Consider the following 23,941-nt stretch of genomic DNA (forward strand, 5'->3'; position numbering starts at 1 on the left):
GTATCGCACCGGTCTCCGGAAATCCGCTCTGGACATCAGTGGGCCAAGTGGCTACACTGACCCTTTGCGCTGCCTGTTAGCTGCTCCCTGCCCGTCACCAGGGGCATGCCCACTGTCGAGCACTGCCGATGGAAACCCGCTGAGCTGGGATTTCCTATCCAATTGCACGCAGTGGGGCCGGTACGCGCGTAGTGAGTCCGAGCCCTCGGAAGGACCCCCTCTTGGCCGCCTCGCGCAACGCCTCGACTGCCAATACGAACACCGGCGCCAGCACCGCCCCGCTGCGCATCTCTTTTGCGAAGATCAAGGAGCCCCTCGAGGTTCCGAACCTCCTTGCGCTGCAGACCGAGAGCTTCGACTGGCTGCTCGGCAATGCCGCCTGGAAGGCTCGCGTCGAGGCTGCGCTGGACAGCGGTCAGGACGTCCCCACCAAGTCCGGTCTGGAGGAGATCTTCGAAGAGATCTCCCCGATCGAGGACTTCTCCGGGTCGATGTCCCTGACCTTCCGCGATCACCGCTTCGAGCCGCCGAAGAACTCCATCGACGAGTGCAAGGAGCGCGACTTCACGTACGCGGCCCCGCTCTTCGTCACGGCTGAATTCACCAACAACGAGACCGGCGAGATCAAGTCGCAGACGGTCTTCATGGGCGACTTCCCGCTCATGACCAACAAGGGCACCTTCTGCATCAACGGCACCGAGCGTGTCGTCGTCTCGCAGCTGGTCCGCTCGCCGGGTGTCTACTTCGACTCCTCCATCGACAAGACGTCCGACAAGGACATCTTCACCGCCAAGATCATCCCGTCCCGGGGTGCCTGGCTGGAGATGGAGGTCGACAAGCGCGACATGGTCGGTGTCCGCATCGACCGCAAGCGCAAGCAGTCCGTGACCGTCCTGCTCAAGGCTCTCGGTTGGACGACCGAGCAGATCCTCGAGGAGTTCGGCGAGTACGAGTCCATGCGCGCCACCCTGGAGAAGGACCACACCCAGGGCCAGGACGACGCGCTGCTCGACATCTACCGCAAGCTGCGTCCGGGCGAGCCGCCGACGCGCGAGGCCGCGCAGACGCTGCTCGAGAACCTCTACTTCAACCCGAAGCGCTACGACCTCGCGAAGGTCGGCCGCTACAAGGTCAACAAGAAGCTCGGCGCGGACGCCCCCCTCGACGCCGGTGTGCTGACCACGGACGACGTCATCGCGACGATCAAGTACCTGGTCAAGCTGCACGCGGGTGAGCTGGAGACGGTCGGCGAGAACGGCACCTCGATCGTCGTCGAGACCGACGACATCGACCACTTCGGCAACCGTCGTCTGCGCAACGTCGGCGAGCTCATCCAGAACCAGGTCCGCACGGGTCTGGCTCGTATGGAGCGCGTCGTCCGCGAGCGGATGACCACCCAGGACGTCGAGGCGATCACGCCGCAGACCCTGATCAACATCCGGCCGGTCGTCGCCTCCATCAAGGAGTTCTTCGGCACCAGCCAGCTGTCCCAGTTCATGGACCAGACGAACCCGCTGTCGGGCCTGACCCACAAGCGCCGTCTGTCCGCGCTGGGCCCGGGTGGTCTGTCCCGTGAGCGGGCCGGCTTCGAGGTCCGAGACGTCCACCCGTCGCACTACGGCCGCATGTGCCCGATCGAGACGCCCGAAGGCCCGAACATCGGTCTGATCGGCTCGCTCGCCTCGTACGGCCGCGTCAACGCGTTCGGTTTCGTCGAGACCCCGTACCGCAAGGTCGTCAACGGTGTCGTCACCGACGACGTGGACTACCTGACTGCCGACGAGGAAGACCGCTTCGTCATCGCGCAGGCGAACGCCCCCCTCACCGAGGACATGCGTTACGCCGAGTCCCGCGTGCTGGTCCGCCGCCGTGGTGGCGAGATCGACTACATCGCCGGCGACGACGTCGACTACATGGACGTCTCCCCGCGTCAGATGGTGTCCGTCGCGACCGCCATGATCCCGTTCCTCGAGCACGACGACGCCAACCGCGCGCTCATGGGATCGAACATGATGCGCCAGGCCGTTCCGCTGATCAAGGCGGAGGCCCCGCTGGTCGGCACCGGCATGGAGTACCGCTGCGCGGTCGACGCCGGTGACGTCATCAAGGCGGAGAAGGACGGTGTGGTCCAGGAGGTCTCCGCGGACTACGTCACCGTCGCCAACGACGACGGCACGTACAACACGTACCGGGTCGCCAAGTTCTCCCGCTCCAACCAGGGCACGTCCTTCAACCAGAAGGTCGTCGTCGACGAGGGCGCCCGGGTCGTCTCCGGCCAGGTGCTCGCCGACGGTCCGTCCACGGACGAGGGCGAGATGGCCCTCGGCAAGAACCTGCTCGTGGCGTTCATGCCGTGGGAGGGTCACAACTACGAGGACGCGATCATCCTGTCGCAGCGCCTCGTGCAGGACGACGTCCTCTCCTCGATCCACATCGAGGAGCACGAGGTCGACGCCCGTGACACCAAGCTCGGCCCGGAGGAGATCACCCGGGACATCCCGAACGTCTCCGAGGAGGTCCTCGCCGACCTCGACGAGCGCGGCATCATCCGTATCGGTGCCGAGGTCGTCGCCGGCGACATCCTCGTCGGCAAGGTCACGCCCAAGGGCGAGACCGAGCTGACCCCGGAGGAGCGCCTGCTCCGCGCGATCTTCGGTGAGAAGGCCCGTGAGGTCCGTGACACCTCGCTGAAGGTGCCGCACGGTGAGATCGGCAAGGTCATCGGCGTCCGCGTCTTCGACCGCGAAGAGGGCGACGAGCTGCCGCCGGGCGTGAACCAGCTGGTCCGCGTCTACGTCGCGCAGAAGCGCAAGATCACCGACGGTGACAAGCTCGCCGGCCGCCACGGCAACAAGGGTGTCATCTCCAAGATCCTTCCGGTCGAGGACATGCCCTTCCTCGAGGACGGCACCCCGGTCGACATCATCCTCAACCCGCTCGGTGTCCCGTCCCGAATGAACCCGGGACAGGTCCTCGAGATCCACCTCGGCTGGCTCGCCAGCCGCGGCTGGAAGGTCGAGGGCGACGAGGACTGGATGAAGCGCCTCCAGGCGATCGGCGCCGACGATGTCGCCGCCGGCACCAACGTCGCGACCCCGGTCTTCGACGGCGCCCGCGAGGACGAGATCGCCGGTCTCTTCGAGTCCACGATCCCCAACCGCGACGGTGACCGCCTGGTCCTGCCCTCCGGCAAGGCCCGGATGTTCGACGGCCGCTCCGGTGAGCCGTTCCCGGACCCGATCTCGGTCGGGTACATGTACATCCTCAAGCTGCACCACCTGGTCGACGACAAGCTGCACGCGCGTTCGACCGGCCCGTACTCCATGATCACCCAGCAGCCGCTGGGTGGTAAGGCTCAGTTCGGTGGCCAGCGCTTCGGTGAGATGGAGGTGTGGGCGCTGGAGGCATACGGCGCCGCATACGCCCTCCAGGAGCTGCTGACCATCAAGTCCGACGACGTCACCGGCCGCGTGAAGGTCTACGAGGCCATCGTCAAGGGCGAGAACATCCCCGAGCCCGGCATTCCCGAGTCCTTCAAGGTGCTCATCAAGGAAATGCAGTCCCTGTGCCTCAACGTGGAGGTGCTGTCCTCGGACGGCATGTCCATCGAGATGCGCGACACGGACGAGGACGTCTTCCGCGCTGCGGAAGAGCTCGGAATCGACCTGTCCCGGCGCGAGCCGAGCAGCGTCGAAGAGGTCTGACGGGTCTGGTGGGGGCTCCCGTGAAACGGAGCCCCCACCTCTCCCCAAGGCCGTGAGGCCGGCGGGAGAGACCCCCATCCGGACCCCCAGACCATGATGTAGAGCCCCATTTCTCGCTCACGCGAGGGGCACGAACCCTGAAAGAGGGATTGACGACAAGTGCTCGACGTCAACTTCTTCGACGAGCTGCGGATCGGCCTGGCGACCGCGGACGACATCCGTACCTGGTCCCACGGCGAGGTCAAGAAGCCGGAGACCATCAACTACCGCACCCTGAAGCCCGAAAAGGACGGACTCTTCTGCGAGAAGATCTTCGGTCCGACCCGGGACTGGGAGTGCTACTGCGGCAAGTACAAGCGTGTCCGCTTCAAGGGCATCATCTGTGAGCGCTGTGGCGTCGAGGTCACCCGCGCCAAGGTGCGCCGTGAGCGGATGGGCCACATCGAGCTCGCCGCTCCCGTCACCCACATCTGGTACTTCAAGGGCGTCCCGTCGCGCCTGGGCTACCTGCTCGACCTCGCCCCGAAGGACCTCGAGAAGGTCATCTACTTCGCCGCCTACATGATCACGTGGGTGGACGAGGAGCGCCGGACGCGCGACCTGCCCTCGCTGGAGGCCCATGTCTCCGTCGAGCGTCAGCAGATCGAGCAGCGCCGCGACGCCGACCTGGAGGCCCGCGCCAAGAAGCTCGAGTCCGACCTGGCCGAGCTCGAGGCCGAGGGCGCCAAGGCCGATGTGCGCCGCAAGGTGCGCGAGGGCGCCGAGCGCGAGATGAAGCAGCTGCGCGACCGCGCCCAGCGCGAGATCGACCGCCTCGACGAGGTGTGGAGCCGCTTCAAGAACCTCAAGGTCCAGGACCTCGAGGGCGACGAGCTGCTCTACCGCGAGCTGCGCGACCGCTTCGGCACCTACTTCATGGGTGCGATGGGCGCCGCCGCGCTGCAGAAGCGCCTGGAGTCCTTCGACCTGGACGAGGAGGCCGAGCGCCTCCGCGAGATCATCCGGACCGGCAAGGGCCAGAAGAAGACCCGTGCGCTCAAGCGCCTCAAGGTCGTCTCCGCCTTCCTGCAGACCCGCAACAGCCCCAGCGGCATGGTGCTCGACTGCATCCCCGTGATCCCGCCGGACCTGCGTCCGATGGTGCAGCTGGACGGTGGCCGCTTCGCGACCTCCGACCTGAACGACCTGTACCGCCGCGTCATCAACCGCAACAACCGCCTCAAGCGTCTCCTTGACCTCGGTGCCCCCGAGATCATCGTGAACAACGAGAAGCGCATGCTTCAGGAGGCCGTCGACGCGCTCTTCGACAACGGCCGTCGTGGTCGCCCGGTCACGGGCCCCGGCAACCGTCCGCTGAAGTCGCTGTCCGACATGCTCAAGGGCAAGCAGGGTCGCTTCCGTCAGAACCTGCTCGGCAAGCGAGTCGACTACTCGGCGCGTTCCGTCATCGTCGTCGGCCCGCAGCTGAAGCTGCACCAGTGCGGTCTGCCCAAGGCCATGGCGCTGGAGCTCTTCAAGCCGTTCGTGATGAAGCGCCTGGTCGACCTGAACCACGCGCAGAACATCAAGTCGGCCAAGCGCATGGTCGAGCGCGGCCGCACCGTCGTGTACGACGTCCTCGAAGAGGTCATCGCCGAGCACCCGGTGCTGCTGAACCGTGCGCCCACGCTGCACCGCCTCGGCATCCAGGCCTTCGAGCCGCAGCTGGTCGAGGGCAAGGCCATCCAGATCCACCCGCTCGTCTGCACCGCGTTCAACGCGGACTTCGACGGTGACCAGATGGCCGTCCACCTGCCGCTCTCCGCGGAGGCGCAGGCCGAGGCCCGCATCCTGATGCTGTCCTCGAACAACATCCTCAAGCCGGCCGACGGCCGTCCGGTCACCATGCCGACCCAGGACATGGTGCTCGGTCTGTTCTTCCTCACCACGGATGAGAAGGAGCGCAAGGTCATCGGCGAGGGCCGGTCCTTCGGTTCCACCGCCGAGGCGATCATGGCCTTCGACGCCCGGGAGCTCTCGCTCCAGGCGAAGGTCGACATCCGCTTCCCGATCGGCACCGTCCCGCCGCGTGGCTGGACCCCGCCGGCCGTGGAGGAGGGCGAGCCGGAGTGGCAGCAGGGCGACAGCTTCCGCCTGCGCACCACCCTGGGCCGCGCGCTCTTCAACGAGCTGCTGCCCGAGGACTACCCGTTCGTCGACTACTCGGTGGGCAAGAAGCAGCTCTCCGAGATCGTCAACGACCTGGCCGAGCGCTACCCCAAGGTCATCGTGGCGGCGACGCTCGACAACCTGAAGGCGGCCGGCTTCCACTGGGCGACCCGTTCCGGCGTCACCGTGTCGGTCTCCGACATCGTCGTTCCCGAGGCGAAGAAGGAGATCGTCAAGGGCTACGAGGCGCAGGACGAGAAGGTCCAGAAGCAGTACGAGCGCGGTCTGATCACCAAGGACGAGCGCACGCAGGAGCTCATCGCGATCTGGACCAAGGCGACCAACGAGGTTGCCGAGGCGATGAACGCGAACTTCCCCAAGACGAACCCCATCTTCATGATGGTTGACTCGGGTGCCCGAGGAAACATGATGCAGATGCGTCAGATCGCCGGTATGCGTGGTCTGGTGTCGAACGCGAAGAACGAGACCATCCCGCGACCCATCAAGGCGTCGTTCCGTGAGGGTCTCTCCGTGCTGGAGTACTTCATCTCCACCCACGGTGCCCGTAAGGGTCTCGCGGACACCGCCCTCCGTACCGCCGACTCGGGTTACCTGACCCGTCGTCTGGTGGACGTCTCGCAGGACGTGATCATCCGCGAGGAGGACTGCGGCACCGAGCGCGGCCTCAAGCTCCAGATCGCGGCCAAGGGCGCCGACGGCGTGCTCCGCAAGGCGGACGACGTCGAGACCAGCGTCTACGCCCGCATGCTGGCCGAGGACGTCGTCATCGACGGCAAGGTCATCGCGCCGGCCAACGTCGACCTGGGCGATGTCCTCATCGACCAGCTCGTCGCCCACGGCGTCGAGACGGTCAAGACCCGTTCGGTCCTCACCTGTGAGTCCGCGGTCGGCACCTGTGCCTTCTGCTACGGCCGTTCGCTGGCCACCGGCAAGCTGGTCGACATCGGTGAGGCCGTCGGCATCATCGCGGCCCAGTCCATCGGTGAGCCCGGTACCCAGCTGACGATGCGTACCTTCCACACCGGTGGTGTGGCCGGTGACGACATCACCCAGGGTCTGCCCCGAGTCGTCGAGCTCTTCGAAGCCCGTACGCCCAAGGGTGTCGCCCCGATCTCGGAGGCGGCCGGCCGCGTCCGTATCGAGGAGACCGAGAAGACCAAGAAGCTCGTCGTCACCCCGGACGACGGCTCCGAGGAGACCGCCTTCGGCATCTCCAAGCGTGCCCGTCTGCTGGTGTCCGAGGGCGAGCACGTCGAGGTGGGCCAGAAGCTCACCGTGGGTGCCACCAACCCGCACGACGTCCTGCGCATCCTCGGTCAGCGCGCCGTCCAGGTGCACCTGGTCGGCGAGGTCCAGAAGGTCTACAACTCGCAGGGTGTGTCGATCCACGACAAGCACATCGAGATCATCATCCGGCAGATGCTGCGCCGCGTGACGATCATCGAGTCCGGCGACGCGGAGCTGCTGCCGGGCGAGCTCGTGGAGCGCTCGCGCTTCGAGTCCGAGAACCGTCGTGTGGTCACCGAGGGCGGTCACCCCGCCTCCGGCCGTCCGCAGCTGATGGGTATCACCAAGGCCTCGCTCGCCACCGAGTCGTGGCTGTCGGCGGCGTCCTTCCAGGAGACGACCCGGGTGCTCACCGACGCGGCGATCAACGCCAAGTCGGACTCCCTGATCGGCCTCAAGGAGAACGTCATCATCGGTAAGCTCATCCCGGCCGGTACGGGTCTGTCCCGTTACCGCAACATCCGGGTGGAGCCCACCGAGGAGGCCAAGGCCGCGATGTACTCGGCCGTCGGTTACGACGACATCGACTACTCGCCCTTCGGCACCGGCTCCGGCCAGGCGGTCCCGCTGGAGGACTACGACTACGGTCCGTACAACCAGTAGGACGCAAGTCGAGAACCGCAGGGCGGTCACCCTTTCGAGGGTGGCCGCCCTGCGGCGTGTCGTCGCTCTCACTCGTTCGGCCGGTAGGGTGGTCGTGATCTCCGGCGCCGGGTCGAACACCCGTGGTAGGCCCGGAAAAACGGGCCCCGGGCGACGTCGTGACGCACCCGTCGGAGTGTCCACCGCGTGTGCATTTGTTTTGACCGCAGCCCATGCGCTAGGTAGGCTCTGAGCTTGTGCCTGGGGTGTCCCTGGGCTCTCGTGCGTGCCGTTAGACCGTGCGAGGGGCCCGGACCGGTCACCGGTCCGAGACACCGAAATCTGTGCCCTTCCGCCTCCGGCGGGGGTCTACAGCCTTCGACACACCCGACCGCGTGGGTCGGTGTCGCTCCCAGGTTAGTTTTATCGTGATCGGCACACAGAAACCGGAGAAACGGTGCCTACGATCCAGCAGCTGGTCCGAAAGGGCCGGCAGGACAAGGTCGAGAAGAACAAGACGCCCGCACTCGAGGGTTCGCCCCAGCGTCGTGGCGTCTGCACGCGTGTTTTCACGACCACCCCGAAGAAGCCGAACTCGGCGCTCCGTAAGGTCGCGCGTGTGCGTCTGACCTCCGGCATCGAGGTCACCGCTTACATTCCGGGTGAGGGTCACAACCTGCAGGAGCACTCGATCGTGCTCGTGCGCGGTGGCCGTGTGAAGGACCTGCCGGGTGTTCGCTACAAGATCATCCGCGGCTCCCTCGACACGCAGGGCGTCAAGAACCGTAAGCAGGCTCGCAGCCGCTACGGCGCCAAGAAGGAGAAGTAAGAATGCCTCGTAAGGGCCCCGCCCCGAAGCGCCCGGTCATCATCGACCCGGTCTACGGTTCTCCTCTTGTCACCTCCCTGATCAACAAGATCCTGCTGCACGGAAAGCGCTCCACCGCCGAGCGCATCGTGTACGGCGCCATGGAGGGTCTGCGCGAGAAGACCGGTAACGACCCGGTCATCACCCTCAAGCGCGCCCTCGAGAACGTCAAGCCGGCTCTCGAGGTCAAGTCCCGCCGTGTCGGTGGCGCCACCTACCAGGTGCCGGTCGAGGTCCGTCCGGGCCGCGCCTCCACCCTCGCGCTCCGCTGGGTGGTGGGTTACTCCCGCGCCCGTCGCGAGAAGACGATGACCGAGCGCCTCATGAACGAGCTCCTGGACGCCTCCAACGGTCTGGGCGCTGCGGTCAAGAAGCGTGAGGACACGCACAAGATGGCCGAGTCCAACAAGGCCTTCGCGCACTACCGCTGGTAGTCGCTACCCCCATCGAGAACCGAGAGAAGACTGAGCCATATGGCCACCACTTCGCTTGACCTGGCCAAGGTCCGCAACATCGGGATCATGGCCCACATCGACGCGGGCAAGACGACCACCACCGAGCGGATCCTGTTCTACACCGGTGTTTCGTACAAGATCGGTGAGGTCCACGATGGCGCTGCCACCATGGACTGGATGGAGCAGGAGCAGGAGCGCGGCATCACGATCACGTCTGCCGCGACGACCTGCCACTGGCCGCTGAACGACGTCGACCACACCATCAACATCATCGACACCCCGGGCCACGTCGACTTCACCGTCGAGGTGGAGCGTTCGCTGCGCGTCCTCGACGGTGCCGTGACGGTGTTCGACGGCGTTGCCGGTGTTGAGCCGCAGTCCGAGACCGTGTGGCGCCAGGCGGACCGCTACGGCGTGCCGCGCATCTGCTTCGTCAACAAGCTCGACCGCACCGGTGCCGAGTTCCACCGCTGCGTCGACATGATCGTCGACCGCCTCGGTGCGGTTCCGCTGGTCATGCAGCTGCCGATCGGTGCCGAGGCCGACTTCAAGGGCGTGGTCGACCTCGTCCAGATGAAGGCGCTGGTCTGGTCCGCCGAGGCCGCCAAGGGCGAGATGTACGACGTCGTCGACATCCCGGCCACGCATGTCGAGGCCGCCGACGAGTGGCGCGGCAAGCTCCTCGAGGGTGTCGCCGAGCACGACGACGCCATGATGGAGCTCTTCCTGGAGGGCCAGGAGCCCACCGAGGAGCAGCTGATGGCGGCCATCCGCCGCATCACGCTGGCCTCCAAGGGCGGCGCCGACTCCGTCACCGTCACCCCGGTGTTCTGTGGTACCGCGTTCAAGAACAAGGGCGTCCAGCCCCTGCTCGACGCCGTGGTCCGCTACCTGCCGTCGCCGCTGGACATCGAGGCCGTCGAGGGCCACGCGGTGAACAACGCCGACGAGATCGTGAAGCGCAAGCCGTCCGACGACGAGCCGTTCGCCGGCCTTGCCTTCAAGATCATGAGCGACCCGCACCTTGGCAAGCTCACCTTCGTCCGGGTTTACTCGGGCCGCATGGAGGCCGGCACCCAGGTGCAGAACTCCGTGAAGGGCAAGAAGGAGCGCATCGGCAAGATCTACCGGATGCACGCGAACAAGCGTGAGGAGATCGAGTCGGTGGGTGCCGGTGACATCGTCGCCGTCATGGGTCTGAAGCAGACCACCACCGGTGAGACCCTCTGCTCCGCGTCGGACCCGGTGATCCTGGAGTCCATGGACTTCCCGGCCCCGGTGATCCAGGTCGCCATCGAGCCGAAGTCCAAGGGCGACCAGGAGAAGCTGGGTGTCGCCATCCAGCGTCTCGCCGAGGAGGACCCGTCCTTCCAGGTCCACACGGACGAGGAGACGGGCCAGACCATCATCGCGGGTATGGGCGAGCTGCACCTCGATGTGCTGGTCGACCGTATGCGCCGTGAGTTCAAGGTCGAGGCCAACGTCGGCAAGCCGCAGGTCGCGTACCGCGAGACGATCCGCAAGGCCGTCGAGCGCATCGACTACACGCACAAGAAGCAGACTGGTGGTTCCGGCCAGTTCGCCAAGGTGCAGATGGCCATCGAGCCCCTCGAGGGCGATGGCTACGAGTTCGAGAACAAGGTCACCGGTGGCCGTATCCCGCGGGAGTACATCCCGTCCGTGGACGCGGGTTGCCAGGAGGCCATGGAGTTCGGCGTGCTGGCCGGCTACCCGCTGACCGGCGTCAAGGTGACGCTGCTCGACGGTGCCTACCACGACGTCGACTCGTCCGAACTCGCCTTCAAGATCGCCGGTTCCATGGCGTTCAAGGAGGGTGCTCGCAAGGCGTCCCCGGCTCTGCTCGAGCCGATGATGTCCGTCGAGGTCACCACCCCCGAGGACTACATGGGCGATGTGATCGGTGACATCAACTCCCGCCGTGGCCAGATCCAGGCCATGGAGGACCGTCACGGCGCCAAGCTCGTCAAGGGCCTGGTTCCGCTGTCGGAGATGTTCGGCTACGTCGGAGACCTCCGCAGCAAGACCTCGGGTCGCGCAAGCTACTCGATGCAGTTCGACTCCTACGCCGAGGTTCCGCGGAACGTCGCCGAGGAGATCATCGCGAAGGCCAAGGGCGAGTAACCGCGTCTCCGTACGTGAATTTCACGCTTTAGGCTTTACACCGACTGTCGGGGCATTCCATTGCGTACCGTGAGGACACCGTTCCTTTCGATGCGTGGTGGTTGCCCCGGCGGACGGCACCCCAGCAAAGATCACCTGGCGCCGATGAGTAAGGCGTACAGAACCACTCCGTAGGAGGACCCAGTGGCGAAGGCGAAGTTCGAGCGGACTAAGCCGCACGTCAACATCGGCACCATCGGTCACGTCGACCACGGTAAGACCACTCTTACCGCGGCGATCACCAAGGTGCTGCACGACGCGTACCCGGACCTGAACCCCTTCACGCCGTTCGACGAGATCGACAAGGCGCCCGAAGAGCGTCAGCGCGGTATCACGATCTCGATCGCTCACGTTGAGTACCAGACCGAGTCGCGTCACTACGCCCACGTCGACTGCCCGGGTCACGCGGACTACATCAAGAACATGATCACCGGTGCCGCCCAGATGGACGGCGCGATCCTCGTGGTCGCCGCGACCGACGGTCCGATGCCGCAGACCAAGGAGCACGTGCTCCTGGCCCGCCAGTCCGGCGTTCCGTACATCGTCGTCGCCCTGAACAAGGCCGACATGGTGGACGACGAGGAGATCCTGGAGCTCGTCGAGCTCGAGGTCCGTGAGCTCCTCAACGAGTACGAGTTCAACGGCGACGACGCTCCGGTCGTGCAGGTCTCGGCGCTCAAGGCGCTCGAGGGCGACAAGGAGTGGGGCGAGAAGCTCCTCGGCCTCATGAAGGCCGTGGACGAGAACATCCCGCAGCCCGAGCGTGACGTCGACAAGCCGTTCCTGATGCCGATCGAGGACGTCTTCACGATCACCGGTCGTGGCACCGTCGTCACCGGTCGTATCGAGCGTGGTGTCCTGAAGGTCAACGAGACCGTCGACATCATCGGCATCAAGACCGAGAAGACCACCACCACGGTCACCGGCATCGAGATGTTCCGCAAGCTGCTCGACGAGGGCCAGGCCGGTGAGAACGTCGGTCTGCTCCTCCGTGGCATCAAGCGCGAGGACGTCGAGCGCGGCCAGTGCATCATCAAGCCGGGTTCGGTCACGCCGCACACCGAGTTCGAGGCCACGGCGTACATCCTGTCGAAGGACGAGGGTGGCCGTCACACCCCGTTCTTCAACAACTACCGTCCGCAGTTCTACTTCCGTACGACTGACGTGACCGGTGTTGTGACCCTCAAGGAGGGCACGGAGATGGTCATGCCCGGCGACAACGCCGAGATGACCGTTTCCCTGATCCAGCCCGTCGCCATGGAGGAGGGCCTGCGCTTCACCATCCGTGAGGGCGGCCGCACCGTCGGCGCCGGCCAGGTCACCAAGATCAACAAGTAAGCTCGCTTGCTTGACGGTCTGACCGGAACGGTCTGAAAGGGCCCGCACATCTTCGGATGTGCGGGCCCTTTCGCTTGCCCTCGGCCCTGTCCCTCGTACGGCAGGATCTGCCGGAGCGGTCCTCGACGTGCTCGGCGACGTCACCGGCGACGATGAGCGATCGACGTCATGGCGTGGAACCGCCCGTACCGGGGAAAGGCCGTCCCCCCGGAGGGTGAATCCGGGGGGACGGGTCCGCGGTCCGTCAGCTGTTCTCGGGGCGCCAGACCCAGGGGCCCGCGTCCGGGCCCAGGCCCACCACGCACAGCTGGTGGCCCGCGTCCGTGAGCACCGCGGGGGTGCCCACGGCGAGGTACGAGCCGGGGGAGACGGTGGGGGAGGCGTCCCCGGACCCGGCGTCCACCAGCTGCACCTTGCCGTCGACGGCCCTGCCGAGCACCATCACGGTGTCGTTGCCGCCGCGCACGGCCAGGGTGTGGGCGTCGAGCGGCCCGTAGCCCGCGAAGTTCTTGAGCTCGGTGGTGTCGACGCCGTCGGAGCCCGGCTTGAACCGGTACACGGAGGGCTGGACGGCCTCCGGGGTGCGGTAGACGACCGCGAGGCGGCCGTCCGGGTCGAGGGCGGCACCCGGCAGCCCGCCGGGCTGCGGCAGGTCCTTGAGCGGGATGCTGCGGACCGGCTTGCCCGGTTCGTCCTGGCTCCAGTGGTGCACGGTGTCCCGGCCCGTGCCGAAGACGTGCACCCGCTTGTCCTGGTCCAGGACCACGGTCAGGCCGTCCTGGATCTCCTGGCCGTGCAGGCTCTGCCACTTCCCCCACTTGCCGTCGGCCTCGCGGACCCGGCTGGAGACGCCCTTGCCCGCGTTGCGGACGAAGAGGTGGACCCGTCCGTCGGGGGTGGCGATCGCCGCGGGCATGCCCACCCGGCGGCCGCGGTCCGGCTTGTGCTCGGGGTTGCCGAGCGGCTGCCACTCCTTGAACGCGCCGTCCGGCGAGCCCTGCTCCAGGACCACGATCTCGCGGGTGTCCGGCTTCCCCTGGCCCGCGAGCGCGGAGAACCGCAGGCCGAACAGCAGCCTGCGCCCGGCGGCGTCCTTCACCGAGGCCAGGGCGGGGGCGAGCGGGCCGCCGCCGAGGTTCTGCGGGTCGCCCCAGCGGCCGCTGCCGGCGGAGGTCTCCTGCCAGCGCACCGCCTGCAGGCCGAGCACGCCGTACGCCTCCAGGCGGCCCGCCTTGTCGGTGTCGGGGGCCGTCGTGGCGCCCTCGTAGCGGTAGTGGGTGGAGCGGATCCAGCCCTTGCGGTTCTTCATCGGGCGGTCGCCGCCCTGGCCGTAGTCACCGCAGCCCGCGGGGTTGCCGCACTCCCACTTGGGGTCGCCGCCGTATGCCTCGACCAGGCGGTGCTTCTGCTCCACGACCTCCGGCGGCAGGTTGTGCGGCCAGCGCTGGTTGTAGTAGCCGCGGAAGGCGGTGGTCGAGAAGCGCGGCGGGTGCCCGTCCCGCTTGGTGGCGTCGGCCACCCACTGCGACATCGCCTTCCAGGTGAAGAGCGCGGTCGGCGTGTGGTCGCGGTGGTCGGAGCACGCGCCGTAGTCGTTGTCCTTGGGGTGCGTGGCGTCGTGGACCTGGTAGTCCGGGTCGGGGTCCATGGTGTGGATCACGGTCGGCTTGAACCGGTCCATGATCGTGGCCAGCGTGTCCACCAGGGTGCCGTGGGTGTACTTGCTCACGGTGGTGCACGGCGAGCCCGTGGCGACCAGGCTCTGCATCTCGGCGTCGGGGCGCTCCCAGAGCAGCGGGAGGCGCATCTGGTGCGCGGAGAGCATGGCGATGTTGAGGAAGACCAGCCGGGCCCGGCGGTCGCCGTTGGCCAGCTCGTTCGTCTCCGCCTGTACGCCCCCGCCGAGGTCCAGCACGGACTTCTTCCAGCCCGTGAACCTGTCCAGGCCGAGCATCTCCGCGTACGCCTGGCGGAGGCCCTGGTGGCGCGCCGAGGAGTAGGCGGCCTTGTCGGGCTTGCCCTTGGGCATGCCCTCGATCCAGTTCTGGCCGACGGCCTCGCCCGCCGTGACGTAGACCGAGACGACCGGCACCCCGGACTGCACGATGTGCGAGGCGTCCGGGTTCATGAAGAACAGGTCGTCGTCCGGGTGGGCCATGATCTGGAGCAGCAGCGGTTGCTTCACGCCGTTGAAGGACTGCGTGGAGTGCGGGTCCACCGCCCTGACCGGGCTCGGGGAGGCCGTGGCCTTGTGGCCGCCCCCGTCGCCGCTGCTGCAGCCCGCCGCCACGGCCACCGTGGTGGCGGCCAGCCCGGCGAGTGCGGTCCGGCGAGATATCACCATCCGCTGTGAGATGTCCAACTGACCGACTCCGTCCGTTGTGCAGCAGTCCCGGTGGCATCGTGCGTCACCGGCTGCCCCGGCGTGCAGAAGGACGGCAGGCGGACCGCACGGGTTGCCCATGGCCACGGCAAACCCCGGCAAAGGTCATAGTGTCCTGTATGTCGGCGGGGTGGTTTGACAACTGAGCCGCTCGGGGTACCTTCTTCTGCTTCGATTGGCGCCCCTTCGGGCCCGTATGGCACACTGTTCAGGTTGCTCGGTTGTGAGCTGATGCTTGCGCGCCTCCCGCCGGGAGGACTGGAAGCGAGTCCCGCAGTACTCGTCACCCCTTTTGAGGGGTGGAAGTACGGGAATCTTCCGGGAAGCGCCAGCGCGGCCCCGGCCAGGCGCTCGGTGGGTGCCCTTCCCCCACAAACCCCTTCACCGGGAATTTCCTCTGGGAAATTTTCAGGAGGGGGCGCGACACGCCCGACCGCGTGGGTCGGAGAAGGGCGGCGTTCCGCAAGGTCCGCAGCACACCGGGTCCCAGAGCGTTACGAGAGACAGGACTACGAAGTAGCCATGGCGGGACAGAAGATCCGCATCCGGCTCAAGGCCTACGACCACGAGGTCATCGACTCCTCGGCGAAGAAGATCGTCGAGACGGTGACCCGCACTGGTGCGTCGGTCGCAGGCCCGGTGCCGCTGCCCACTGAGAAGAACGTGTACTGCGTCATCAAGTCGCCGCACAAGTACAAGGACTCGCGCGAGCACTTCGAGATGCGCACGCACAAGCGCCTCATCGACATCCTCGACCCCACGCCGAAGACGGTTGACTCGCTCATGCGCCTCGACCTGCCGGCGGGCGTCGACATCGAGATCAAGCTCTGAGGTGACGCGCGAGATGGCTAAGAACATTAAGGGCGTCCTGGGCGAGAAGCTCGGCATGACCCAGGTCTGGGACGAGAACAACCGGGTTGTCCCGGTGACCGTCGTCAAGGCCGGGCCCTGCGTCGTCACCCAGGTCCGCACCAACGACAGCGACGGCTACGAGTCGGTCCAGATCGCCTTCGGCGAGATCGACCCGCGCAAGGTGAACAAGCCCCTCAAGGGTCACTTCGCCAAGGCCGACGTCACCCCGCGCCGCCACCTGGTGGAGCTGCGTACCGCTGACGCCAGCGAGTACACGCTCGGCCAGGAGATCACCGCTGCCGTGTTCGAGTCGGGCGTCAAGGTCGACGTCACCGGCAAGAGCAAGGGCAAGGGCTTCGCCGGTGTCATGAAGCGTCACAACTTCAAGGGCCTCGGCGCCGGTCACGGCACCCAGCGCAAGCACCGCTCCCCCGGTTCCATCGGTGGCTGCGCCACCCCGGGCCGCGTGTTCAAGGGCCTCCGCATGGCGGGCCGCATGGGCAACGAGCGGGTCACCACCCAGAACCTGACCGTCCACGCCGTTGACGCGGAGAAGGGCCTGCTCCTGATCAAGGGCGCGGTTCCTGGTCCGAACGGCGGCCTCGTCCTGGTCCGTACCGCGGCCAAGGGGGCCTGAGGTAACGATGAGCACCATTGACATCCTTTCGCCGGCAGGCGACAAGGCCGGGACCGTCGAGCTCCCCACGGAGATCTTCGACGCGAAGGTCAGCATTCCGCTGATCCACCAGGTCGTCGTCGCACAGCTGGCCGCTGCCCGTCAGGGCACGCACAAGACGAAGACTCGCGGCGAGGTCCGCGGCGGTGGCAAGAAGCCGTACCGCCAGAAGGGCACCGGTCGCGCCCGTCAGGGTTCGACCCGCGCGCCGCAGTTCGCCGGTGGTGGCGTCGTGCACGGTCCCGTGCCGCGTGACTACTCGCAGCGGACCCCGAAGAAGATGAAGGCCGCCGCCCTCCGCGGTGCCCTCTCCGACCGGGCCCGCCACAGCCGTATCCACGTCGTCTCCGGCGTGGTCGACGGTGCGGTGTCCACGAAGGCCGCCAAGACGCTGTTCGGCAAGATCTCGGAGCGCAAGAACCTGCTCCTGGTCGTCGAGCGTGCCGACGAGGCCGCGTGGCTGTCCGCCCGCAACCTGCCCCAGGTCCACATCCTGGAGCCGGGCCAGCTGAACACGTACGACGTGCTCGTCTCGGACGACGTGGTCTTCACCAAGGCTGCTTTCGAGTCCTTCGTGGCCGCGAAGACGGCCGGCGAGCTCGAAGGGAGCGACGCCTGATGAGCGAGGCGACTGTCGCCGTGGTCACCAGCAAGACCTACACGGACCCCCGTGACATCCTGGTCAAGCCGGTGGTCTCGGAGAAGAGCTACGCGCTTCTCGACGAGAACAAGTACACGTTCATCGTCGACCCGCGCGCCAACAAGACCCAGATCAAGCAGGCCGTCGAGGCGGTCTTCTCGGTCAAGGTCACCGGGGTCAACACGATCAACCGTCAGGGTAAGCGCAAGCGCACCAAGACCGGTTTCGGCAAGCGCGCCAACACCAAGCGCGCCATCGTGACCCTCGCCGAGGGCGACCGAATCGACATCTTCGGCGGCCCGGTCTCCTAACGGAGTCCGAGTCGTCCGGAATCGGACGAGGACTGAGAAATGGGTATCCGCAAGTACAAGCCGACGACCCCGGGCCGTCGTGGCTCCAGCGTCGCCGACTTTGTCGAGATCACGCGGTCCACGCCGGAGAAGTCGCTGGTCCGCCCGCTGCACAGCAAGGGCGGCCGTAACAACGCCGGTCGTGTGACCGTTCGCCACCAGGGTGGTGGCCACAAGCGCGCCTACCGCGTGATCGACTTCCGTCGTCACGACAAGGACGGCGTGCCGGCCAAGGTCGCTCACATCGAGTACGACCCGAACCGCACCGCGCGCATCGCGCTGCTGCACTACGCAGACGGCGAGAAGCGCTACATCATCGCCCCCGCGAAGCTGCAGCAGGGTGACCGGATCGAGAACGGCCCCACGGCCGACATCAAGCCGGGCAACAACCTGCCGCTGCGCAACATCCCGGTCGGTACGACGATCCACGCGATCGAGCTCCGTCCCGGTGGCGGCGCCAAGTTCGCCCGCTCTGCCGGTTCTTCCGTGCAGCTGCTGGCGAAGGAGGGCCAGTACGCCCACCTGCGCATGCCGTCCGGCGAGGTCCGCCTGGTCGACGTCCGCTGCCGCGCCACCGTCGGCGAGGTCGGCAACGCCGAGCAGTCGAACATCAACTGGGGCAAGGCCGGCCGTATGCGCTGGAAGGGCGTTCGCCCGACCGTGCGTGGTGTGGCGATGAACCCGGTCGACCACCCGCACGGTGGTGGTGAGGGTAAGACCTCCGGTGGTCGCCACCCGGTCTCCCCGTGGGGTCAGAAGGAGGGTCGTACTCGTTCTCCCAAGAAGGCGAGCAACAAGTACATCGTCCGCCGCCGCAAGACGAACAAGAAGCGCTAGGAGCGGGTTTAGATGCCGCGTAGTCTCAAGAAGGGACCCTTCGTCGACGGCCACCTCATCAAGAAGGTGGACGCCCAGAACGAAGCTGGTACCAAGAACGTCATCAAGACCTGGTCCCGTCGCTCCATGATCGTGCCGGCCATGCTCGGCCACACGCTCGCGGTGCACAACGGCAAGACGCACGTCCCGGTGTTCGTCACCGAGTCGATGGTCGGCCACAAGCTCGGCGAGTTCTCGCCGACCCGCACCTTCCGCGGCCACGTCAAGGACGACCGCAAGTCGAAGCGCCGCTAAGGCGGGGTGTGAACGACTATGACTGACACCGAAGGGACAACCATGGAAGCCAGGGCCCAGGCGCGGTACATCCGCGTCACGCCCATGAAGGCCCGCCGCGTGGTGGACCTCATCCGTGGCATGGATGCCACGGAGGCTCAGGCGGTCCTGCGTTTCGCCCCGCAGGCCGCGAGCGTGCCGGTTGGCAAGGTGCTGGACAGCGCCATCGCCAACGCTGCACACAACTACGACCACACCGACGCCTCTTCGCTGGTCATCAGCGAGGCGTACGTCGACGAGGGCCCGACCCTGAAGCGGTTCCGTCCGCGCGCCCAGGGCCGTGCCTACCGGATCCGCAAGCGGACCAGCCACATCACCGTGGTCGTCAGCAGCAAGGAAGGAACCCGGTAATGGGCCAGAAGGTTAACCCGCACGGGTTCCGGCTCGGCATCACCACCGACTTCAAGTCGCGTTGGTACGCCGACAAGCTGTACAAGGACTACGTCAAGGAAGACGTTGCCATTCGTCGCATGATGACGAAGGGCATGGAGCGCGCCGGTATCTCGAAGGTTGAGATCGAGCGCACCCGCGACCGCGTCCGCGTTGACATCCACACCGCTCGTCCGGGCATCGTCATCGGCCGCCGCGGCGCCGAGGCCGACCGCATCCGCGGCGAGCTGGAGAAGCTGACCGGCAAGCAGGTCCAGCTGAACATCCTCGAGGTCAAGAACCCCGAGGTGGACGCTCAGCTGGTGGCCCAGGCCGTCGCCGAGCAGCTGTCCTCCCGCGTCTCCTTCCGTCGCGCCATGCGCAAGAGCATGCAGTCGACGATGAAGGCCGGCGCCAAGGGCATCAAGATCCAGTGCGGTGGCCGTCTCGGCGGCGCCGAGATGTCCCGCTCGGAGTTCTACCGCGAGGGCCGTGTGCCCCTGCACACGCTCCGCGCGAACGTCGACTACGGCTTCTTCGAGGCCAAGACCACCTTCGGCCGCATCGGCGTGAAGGTCTGGATCTACAAGGGCGACGTCAAGAACATCGCCGAGGTCCGCGCCGAGAACGCCGCTGCGCGTGCGGGCAACCGCCCGTCCCGCGGTGGCGCTCAGGACCGCCCGGCCCGTGGTGGCCGTGGCGGCGAGCGTGGCGGCCGCGGCCGCAAGCCGCAGCAGAACGCCGCTGCCGAGGCCCCCAAGGCCGAGGCCGCTGCCGCTGCTCCGGCTGAGTCCACCGGAACGGAGGCCTGACCGACATGCTGATCCCTCGCAGGGTCAAGCACCGCAAGCAGCACCACCCCAAGCGCTCTGGCATGGCCAAGGGTGGCACCGAGCTCGCTTTCGGTGAGTACGGCATCCAGGCCCTCACCCCGGCTTACGTGACGAACCGGCAGATCGAGTCCGCTCGTATCGCCATGACCCGTCACATCAAGCGTGGCGGCAAGGTCTGGATCAACATCTACCCGGACCGTCCGCTCACGAAGAAGCCGGCCGAGACCCGCATGGGTTCCGGTAAGGGTTCCCCCGAGTGGTGGATCGCGAACGTCAAGCCCGGTCGGGTGATGTTCGAGCTGTCCTTCCCGAACGAAAAGGTTGCTCGTGAGGCGCTGACCCGCGCCGCCCACAAGCTTCCGATGAAGTGCCGCATTGTTCGGCGCGAGGCAGGTGAGTCGTGATGGCCGCTGGTATCAAGGCGACCGAGCTGCGTGAGCTGAACGACGAGGACCTCGTCGCGAAGCTCCGTGAGGCCAAGGAAGAGCTGTTCAACCTCCGCTTCCAGGCGGCGACCGGGCAGCTCGAGAACCACGGTCGGCTCAAGTCCGTCCGTAAGGACATCGCCCGGATCTACACCCTGATGCGCGAGCGCGAGCTGGGCATCGAGACGGTGGAGAGCGCCTGATGAGCGAGAAGAATGTGACTGAGACGAACGAGCGCGGCTTCCGCAAGACCCGTGAGGGTCTCGTCGTCAGCGACAAGATGGACAAGACCGTCGTCGTCGCCGTCGAGGACCGCGTCAAGCACGCGCTGTACGGCAAGGTCATCCGCCGTACGAACAAGCTCAAGGCGCACGACGAGCAGAACGCTGCCGGCGTCGGCGACCGCGTCCTCATCATGGAGACGCGTCCGCTGTCGTCGACGAAGCGCTGGCGCATCGTCGAGATCCTCGAGAAGGCCAAGTAATTTCTGAGGGGTTTTCCCTTAGATAAGTTCCGCCAGGCTCGGTGTGGGGTCCTCACCTCGGTGAGGCCCCCGCCGGGAACCGGCAGACGATCAGGAGATAGACGTGATCCAGCAGGAGTCGCGACTTCGCGTCGCCGACAACACTGGTGCCAAGGAGATCCTTTGCATCCGTGTTCTCGGTGGCTCGGGTCGCCGCTACGCGGGCATCGGTGACGTCATCGTCGCCACCGTCAAGGATGCGATCCCCGGTGGCAACGTGAAGAAGGGTGACGTCATCAAGGCCGTCATCGTTCGCACCGTCAAGGAGCGCCGCCGTCCCGACGGCTCGTACATCCGCTTCGACGAGAACGCGGCCGTCATCCTCAAGAACGACGGTGACCCCCGCGGCACCCGTATCTTCGGCCCCGTGGGCCGAGAGCTGCGCGAGAAGAAGTTCATGAAGATCGTCTCGCTCGCGCCGGAGGTGCTGTAACCGATGAAGATCAAGAAGGGCGACCTGGTTCAGGTCATCACCGGTAAGGACAAGGGCAAGCAGGGCAAGGTCATCGTGGCCATGCCCAGCGAGAACCGCGTCCTGGTCGAGGGTGTCAACCGGGTCAAGAAGCACACCAAGGCCGGCCAGACCGCTCGCGGTTCCAAGACCGGCGGCATCGTGACGACCGAGGCCCCGATCCACGTGAGCAACGTTCAGCTCATCGTGGAGAAGGACGGCAAGAAGGTCGTCACTCGTGTCGGTTACCGCTTCGACGACGAGGGCAACAAGATCCGCGTTGCCAAGCGCACCGGTGAGGACATCTGATGACTGCCACCACCAACGCACCGCGTCTCAAGCAGCGTTACCGCGACGAGATCTCCGCGAAGCTCCGTGAGGAGTTCTCGTACGAGAACGTCATGCAGGTCCCCGGCCTGACCAAGATCGTGGTCAACATGGGTGTGGGCGACGCCGCCCGCGACTCCAAGCTGATCGATGGCGCCATCCGCGACCTCACCACGATCACGGGCCAGAAGCCGGCCGTGACCAAGGCCCGCAAGTCGATCGCGCAGTTCAAGCTGCGCGAGGGGCAGCCGATCGGCTGCCACGTCACCCTCCGCGGTGACCGCATGTGGGAGTTCCTGGACCGTACGCTGTCGCTCGCGCTGCCGCGCATCCGCGACTTCCGTGGTCTGTCCCCGAAGCAGTTCGACGGTCGGGGCAACTACACCTTCGGTCTCACGGAGCAGGTCATGTTCCACGAGATCGACCAGGACAAGATCGACCGCGTCCGGGGTATGGACATCACCGTGGTCACCACGGCGACCAACGACGACGAGGGTCGCGCCCTCCTTCGTCACCTCGGCTTCCCCTTCAAGGAGGCGTAAGCGAGATGGCGAAGAAGTCTCTTATTGCCAAGGCTGCCCGCAAGCCGAAGTTCGGTGTGCGCGCGTACACCCGCTGCCAGCGCTGCGGCCGCCCGCACTCCGTTTACCGCAAGTTCGGCCTGTGCCGCGTGTGCCTTCGTGAGATGGCTCACCGTGGCGAGCTGCCGGGCGTGACCAAGAGCTCCTGGTAATTCCCTACTTGGGAATCCAGGACTCTCGGTAAGCATCAAGGATGGCGGGGGCCCCGCCTTTCCCTCCCGTAGAGTGGAAGGGTTGGGCGCCCGCCGCCCATGACCGCCCGCGGGCGTAGCCCGCTTAAAGTCGCTTACTACGCCGTAGGTCCCCGCGCCGCACCCGTCCCGACTCTGATCGGGGAGAGGGATGGCGCAGATAGGAAACCACGGCGAGAGAGGCCGAAGGCCAAACATGACCATGACCGATCCGATCGCAGACATGCTGACGCGTCTGCGAAACGCTAACTCGGCATACCACGACACCGTGGCGATGCCGCACAGCAAGATCAAGTCGCACATCGCGGAGATCCTCCAGCAGGAGGGCTACATCACCGGCTGGAAGGTCGAGGACGCCGAGGTCGGCAAGTCCCTCGTCCTCGAGCTGAAGTTCGGCCCGAACCGCGAGCGCTCGATCGCCGGCATCAAGCGGATTTCGAAGCCGGGTCTGCGTGTCTACGCAAAGTCCACCAACCTGCCGAAGGTCCTCGGCGGCCTGGGCGTGGCGATCATCTCCACGTCCCACGGTCTCCTGACCGGCCAGCAGGCCAGCAAGAAGGGCGTGGGTGGGGAAGTCCTCGCCTACGTCTGGTAACCAGGGAACGGAGGAATAGCCAATGTCGCGTATTGGACGGCTGCCCATCCAGGTTCCCGCTGGTGTGGACGTCACCATCGATGGCCGCACGGTGCACGTGAAGGGTCCCAAGGGCTCCCTCACGCACGCCGTTGCCGCGCCCATCGAGATCGCTAAGGGCGAGGACGGCACTCTTGTCGTCACCCGCCCGAACGACGAGCGTCAGAACAAGGCCCTGCACGGCCTGTCCCGCACGCTGGTGGCGAACATGATCACCGGCGTGACCGCGGGCTACAGCAAGGCTCTTGAGATCAGCGGTGTCGGTTACCGCGTCCAGGCGAAGGGCTCCAACCTGGAGTTCGCCCTGGGCTACAGCCACCCGATCCTGATCGAGGCCCCCGAGGGCATCACCTTCAAGGTGGAGTCCCCGACCAAGCTCAGCGTCGAGGGCATCGACAAGCAGAAGGTCGGCGAGGTCGCCGCCAACATCCGCAAGCTTCGCAAGCCTGACCCTTACAAGGCCAAGGGCGTGAAGTATGCGGGTGAGGTCATCCGCCGCAAGGTCGGAAAGGCGGGTAAGTAAGCCATGGCATACGGTGTAAAGATCGCCAAGGGTGACGCGTACAAGCGCGCCGCCAAGAAGCGTCGCCACATCCGCATCCGTAAGAACGTGTCGGGTTCGGCGGAGCGTCCGCGCCTCGTCGTGACGCGTTCGAACCGCAACATCGTTGCTCAGGTCATCGACGACATCAAGGGTCACACCCTTGCGTCGGCGTCGACCCTGGACACCTCGATCCGCGGTGGCGAGGGCGACAAGTCCGCGCAGGCCAAGCAGGTCGGCGCGCTTGTCGCCGAGCGTGCGAAGGCTGCCGGCGTCGAGACCGTCGTGTTCGACCGCGGTGGCAACCAGTACGCCGGGCGCATTGCCGCTCTGGCGGACGCCGCCCGCGAAGCCGGGCTGAAGTTCTAAGCCCCGGTTCCGGAGCTAGCGGACGTAACAGAGAGAGGTAAA

General features: G+C 66.4%; 25 protein-coding genes. 24 read left to right on the plus strand and 1 reads right to left on the minus strand.

The genetic code is table 11. The annotated features are described in order from the left end of the window. Positions 1-221: 221 nt before the first annotated feature. The 6 genes from rpoB to tuf all read left to right on the plus strand — a co-directional run bounded on the left by rpoB (position 222) and on the right by tuf (position 12,584). Positions 222-3,704 carry a DNA-directed RNA polymerase subunit beta gene (gene rpoB / locus ACWD4A_RS12635; RefSeq protein ID WP_451192900.1) on the plus strand — a complete coding sequence of 1,161 codons (3,483 nt, stop codon included), beginning with the start codon at positions 222-224 and terminating at the stop codon, positions 3,702-3,704. 159 nt (positions 3,705-3,863) lie between these two features. Then, complete coding sequence (locus tag ACWD4A_RS12640) at positions 3,864-7,763, plus strand: DNA-directed RNA polymerase subunit beta' (protein ID WP_451192902.1); 3,900 nt, start codon at positions 3,864-3,866, stop codon at positions 7,761-7,763. A gap of 436 nt (positions 7,764-8,199) precedes the next feature. Next, the gene (rpsL, locus tag ACWD4A_RS12645) at positions 8,200-8,571 is read left to right on the plus strand and encodes a 30S ribosomal protein S12 (protein ID WP_003948652.1); all 372 of its coding nucleotides are present in this window, start codon (positions 8,200-8,202) and stop codon (positions 8,569-8,571) included. 2 nt (positions 8,572-8,573) lie between these two features. After that, positions 8,574-9,044 carry a 30S ribosomal protein S7 gene (gene rpsG, locus ACWD4A_RS12650; RefSeq protein ID WP_030368420.1) on the plus strand — a complete coding sequence of 157 codons (471 nt, stop codon included), beginning with the start codon at positions 8,574-8,576 and terminating at the stop codon, positions 9,042-9,044. Between the two features lie 39 nt (positions 9,045-9,083). Then, positions 9,084-11,207: an elongation factor G gene (fusA, locus tag ACWD4A_RS12655; protein WP_451192906.1), complete on the plus strand. Its 2,124-nt coding sequence runs from the start codon at positions 9,084-9,086 to the stop codon at positions 11,205-11,207. Positions 11,208-11,390: 183 nt separating this feature from the next. Further along, positions 11,391-12,584 (plus strand): elongation factor Tu, encoded by a 1,194-nt coding sequence (tuf, locus tag ACWD4A_RS12660; RefSeq protein ID WP_301886636.1) that lies wholly within the window; start codon positions 11,391-11,393, stop codon positions 12,582-12,584. A 244-nt stretch (positions 12,585-12,828) separates the two neighbouring features. Here the strand turns inward: tuf and ACWD4A_RS12665 are convergent, their stop codons facing one another. After that, positions 12,829-14,946, minus strand: coding sequence for a PIG-L family deacetylase (locus tag ACWD4A_RS12665; RefSeq protein ID WP_451192909.1), 2,118 nt, complete (start codon positions 14,944-14,946; stop codon positions 12,829-12,831). 543 nt (positions 14,947-15,489) lie between these two features. Here ACWD4A_RS12665 and rpsJ point away from each other — a divergent pair. The 18 genes from rpsJ (at position 15,490) to rplR (ending at position 23,899) form a co-directional block, all read left to right on the plus strand. Then, positions 15,490-15,798, plus strand: a complete 309-nt coding sequence (rpsJ, locus tag ACWD4A_RS12670; RefSeq protein ID WP_003948644.1) for a 30S ribosomal protein S10 — start codon at positions 15,490-15,492, stop codon at positions 15,796-15,798. 13 nt (positions 15,799-15,811) lie between these two features. After that, the gene (rplC, locus tag ACWD4A_RS12675; protein ID WP_086567349.1) at positions 15,812-16,456 is read left to right on the plus strand and encodes a 50S ribosomal protein L3; all 645 of its coding nucleotides are present in this window, start codon (positions 15,812-15,814) and stop codon (positions 16,454-16,456) included. 7 nt (positions 16,457-16,463) lie between these two features. Then, positions 16,464-17,114, plus strand: a complete 651-nt coding sequence (rplD, locus tag ACWD4A_RS12680) for a 50S ribosomal protein L4 (RefSeq protein ID WP_451192911.1) — start codon at positions 16,464-16,466, stop codon at positions 17,112-17,114. Continuing rightward, complete coding sequence (gene rplW / locus ACWD4A_RS12685) at positions 17,114-17,446, plus strand: 50S ribosomal protein L23 (RefSeq protein WP_116212450.1); 333 nt, start codon at positions 17,114-17,116, stop codon at positions 17,444-17,446. Before rplD ends, rplW begins: the two co-directional genes overlap by 1 nt. A 39-nt stretch (positions 17,447-17,485) precedes the next feature. Next, complete coding sequence (gene rplB, locus ACWD4A_RS12690; protein ID WP_116212448.1) at positions 17,486-18,322, plus strand: 50S ribosomal protein L2; 837 nt, start codon at positions 17,486-17,488, stop codon at positions 18,320-18,322. Positions 18,323-18,334: 12 nt separating this feature from the next. Further along, positions 18,335-18,616, plus strand: a complete 282-nt coding sequence (gene rpsS, locus ACWD4A_RS12695) for a 30S ribosomal protein S19 (RefSeq protein ID WP_004950443.1) — start codon at positions 18,335-18,337, stop codon at positions 18,614-18,616. A gap of 42 nt (positions 18,617-18,658) precedes the next feature. Continuing rightward, positions 18,659-19,006 (plus strand): 50S ribosomal protein L22, encoded by a 348-nt coding sequence (gene rplV, locus ACWD4A_RS12700; protein WP_004571827.1) that lies wholly within the window; start codon positions 18,659-18,661, stop codon positions 19,004-19,006. Continuing rightward, positions 19,006-19,836, plus strand: coding sequence for a 30S ribosomal protein S3 (gene rpsC / locus ACWD4A_RS12705; protein ID WP_095580665.1), 831 nt, complete (start codon positions 19,006-19,008; stop codon positions 19,834-19,836). The genes rplV and rpsC overlap by 1 nt, the downstream gene beginning before the upstream one ends. 5 nt (positions 19,837-19,841) lie before the next feature. Then, positions 19,842-20,261 (plus strand): 50S ribosomal protein L16, encoded by a 420-nt coding sequence (rplP, locus tag ACWD4A_RS12710; RefSeq protein ID WP_087927565.1) that lies wholly within the window; start codon positions 19,842-19,844, stop codon positions 20,259-20,261. Next, positions 20,261-20,485: a 50S ribosomal protein L29 gene (gene rpmC, locus ACWD4A_RS12715; RefSeq protein ID WP_030368408.1), complete on the plus strand. Its 225-nt coding sequence runs from the start codon at positions 20,261-20,263 to the stop codon at positions 20,483-20,485. The genes rplP and rpmC overlap by 1 nt, the downstream gene beginning before the upstream one ends. Next, positions 20,485-20,766, plus strand: coding sequence for a 30S ribosomal protein S17 (gene rpsQ, locus ACWD4A_RS12720; RefSeq protein WP_451192916.1), 282 nt, complete (start codon positions 20,485-20,487; stop codon positions 20,764-20,766). Before rpmC ends, rpsQ begins: the two co-directional genes overlap by 1 nt. A gap of 103 nt (positions 20,767-20,869) precedes the next feature. Continuing rightward, positions 20,870-21,238 (plus strand): 50S ribosomal protein L14, encoded by a 369-nt coding sequence (gene rplN / locus ACWD4A_RS12725; RefSeq protein WP_176163508.1) that lies wholly within the window; start codon positions 20,870-20,872, stop codon positions 21,236-21,238. Between the two features lie 3 nt (positions 21,239-21,241). After that, entirely contained in the window at positions 21,242-21,565 is a 324-nt protein-coding gene (gene rplX / locus ACWD4A_RS12730) for a 50S ribosomal protein L24 (protein ID WP_116212440.1), read from the plus strand. After that, the gene (rplE, locus tag ACWD4A_RS12735; RefSeq protein ID WP_130878990.1) at positions 21,565-22,125 is read left to right on the plus strand and encodes a 50S ribosomal protein L5; all 561 of its coding nucleotides are present in this window, start codon (positions 21,565-21,567) and stop codon (positions 22,123-22,125) included. The genes rplX and rplE overlap by 1 nt, the downstream gene beginning before the upstream one ends. Before the next feature lie 5 nt (positions 22,126-22,130). After that, on the plus strand, positions 22,131-22,316 hold the full coding sequence (locus ACWD4A_RS12740; protein ID WP_030368403.1) for a type Z 30S ribosomal protein S14: 186 nt from the start codon (positions 22,131-22,133) through the stop codon (positions 22,314-22,316). 235 nt (positions 22,317-22,551) lie between these two features. Continuing rightward, on the plus strand, positions 22,552-22,950 hold the full coding sequence (gene rpsH / locus ACWD4A_RS12745; protein WP_451192921.1) for a 30S ribosomal protein S8: 399 nt from the start codon (positions 22,552-22,554) through the stop codon (positions 22,948-22,950). Between the two features lie 22 nt (positions 22,951-22,972). Further along, on the plus strand, positions 22,973-23,512 hold the full coding sequence (gene rplF, locus ACWD4A_RS12750; protein ID WP_451192924.1) for a 50S ribosomal protein L6: 540 nt from the start codon (positions 22,973-22,975) through the stop codon (positions 23,510-23,512). 3 nt (positions 23,513-23,515) lie between these two features. Continuing rightward, entirely contained in the window at positions 23,516-23,899 is a 384-nt protein-coding gene (gene rplR / locus ACWD4A_RS12755) for a 50S ribosomal protein L18 (RefSeq protein WP_451192926.1), read from the plus strand. The last annotated feature ends 42 nt before the right edge of the window (positions 23,900-23,941 follow it).

It is taken from the genome of Streptomyces sp. NPDC002537 (assembly GCF_053594975.1).

Excerpts from the sequence above, each read along its gene's own strand:
- rpsQ (WP_451192916.1), top strand. The coding sequence starts at position 20,485 with ATGAGCGAGAAGAATGTGACTGAGACGAACGAGCGCGGCTTCCGCAAG.
- rpsG (WP_030368420.1), top strand. The coding sequence starts at position 8,574 with ATGCCTCGTAAGGGCCCCGCCCCGAAGCGCCCGGTCATCATCGACCCG.
- rpsJ (WP_003948644.1), top strand. The coding sequence starts at position 15,490 with ATGGCGGGACAGAAGATCCGCATCCGGCTCAAGGCCTACGACCACGAG.
- rpsC (WP_095580665.1), top strand. The coding sequence starts at position 19,006 with ATGGGCCAGAAGGTTAACCCGCACGGGTTCCGGCTCGGCATCACCACC.
- rpmC (WP_030368408.1), top strand. The coding sequence starts at position 20,261 with ATGGCCGCTGGTATCAAGGCGACCGAGCTGCGTGAGCTGAACGACGAG.
- rpsS (WP_004950443.1), top strand. The coding sequence starts at position 18,335 with ATGCCGCGTAGTCTCAAGAAGGGACCCTTCGTCGACGGCCACCTCATC.
- fusA (WP_451192906.1), top strand. The coding sequence starts at position 9,084 with ATGGCCACCACTTCGCTTGACCTGGCCAAGGTCCGCAACATCGGGATC.
- rplP (WP_087927565.1), top strand. The coding sequence starts at position 19,842 with ATGCTGATCCCTCGCAGGGTCAAGCACCGCAAGCAGCACCACCCCAAG.
- rplD (WP_451192911.1), top strand. The coding sequence starts at position 16,464 with ATGAGCACCATTGACATCCTTTCGCCGGCAGGCGACAAGGCCGGGACC.
- rplE (WP_130878990.1), top strand. The coding sequence starts at position 21,565 with ATGACTGCCACCACCAACGCACCGCGTCTCAAGCAGCGTTACCGCGAC.
- rplF (WP_451192924.1), top strand. The coding sequence starts at position 22,973 with ATGTCGCGTATTGGACGGCTGCCCATCCAGGTTCCCGCTGGTGTGGAC.
- rplX (WP_116212440.1), top strand. The coding sequence starts at position 21,242 with ATGAAGATCAAGAAGGGCGACCTGGTTCAGGTCATCACCGGTAAGGAC.
- rplV (WP_004571827.1), top strand. The coding sequence starts at position 18,659 with ATGGAAGCCAGGGCCCAGGCGCGGTACATCCGCGTCACGCCCATGAAG.
- rplB (WP_116212448.1), top strand. The coding sequence starts at position 17,486 with ATGGGTATCCGCAAGTACAAGCCGACGACCCCGGGCCGTCGTGGCTCC.
- ACWD4A_RS12740 (WP_030368403.1), top strand. The coding sequence starts at position 22,131 with ATGGCGAAGAAGTCTCTTATTGCCAAGGCTGCCCGCAAGCCGAAGTTC.
- rplW (WP_116212450.1), top strand. The coding sequence starts at position 17,114 with ATGAGCGAGGCGACTGTCGCCGTGGTCACCAGCAAGACCTACACGGAC.
- rplC (WP_086567349.1), top strand. The coding sequence starts at position 15,812 with ATGGCTAAGAACATTAAGGGCGTCCTGGGCGAGAAGCTCGGCATGACC.
- rplR (WP_451192926.1), top strand. The coding sequence starts at position 23,516 with ATGGCATACGGTGTAAAGATCGCCAAGGGTGACGCGTACAAGCGCGCC.
- rpsH (WP_451192921.1), top strand. The coding sequence starts at position 22,552 with ATGACCATGACCGATCCGATCGCAGACATGCTGACGCGTCTGCGAAAC.